Origin of the sequence: Cellulomonas sp. GbtcB1 (genome assembly GCF_019091725.1) — a bacterium.
Taxonomy (GTDB): domain Bacteria; phylum Actinomycetota; class Actinomycetes; order Actinomycetales; family Cellulomonadaceae; genus Cellulomonas.
In genome coordinates, this window is sequence record NZ_JAGXJG010000176.1 from 1 (window position 1) to 316 (window position 316).

At 76.3% G+C, this 316-nt stretch carries 1 protein-coding gene; it reads left to right on the forward strand.

Annotated elements, in window-relative coordinates; translation table 11 throughout:
* Window positions 1-316: ubiquitin-like domain-containing protein (locus KVT14_RS20195; RefSeq protein ID WP_217617286.1), on the forward strand; the 316-nt coding region annotated here is incomplete at both ends.

Consider the following 316-nt stretch of genomic DNA (forward strand, 5'->3'; position numbering starts at 1 on the left):
GGTGCTCGCCGCCGGCGACATCGAGGTGGGCGACCGCGACCTCGTGGCCCCGGGCCTCGGTGGGCCCGTCGGCGGCGGCGCGCAGATCGTCGTCCGGCACGGCCGGGAGATCGACGTCCAGGTCGACGGCCAGGACCGCACCGTCTGGACCACCGCGCTCACCGTCGGCGAGGCCGTCGAGGGGCTCGGCCCCCGCGACGACGAGACGCTGCTGTCCGCGTCCCGGTCGGCGGGCCTGGAGCGGGGCGACGTCCTGCGGGTCACGACGCAGAAGACCATCCACCTGGCCGTCGACGGCCAGGTCATCGACGGGCTG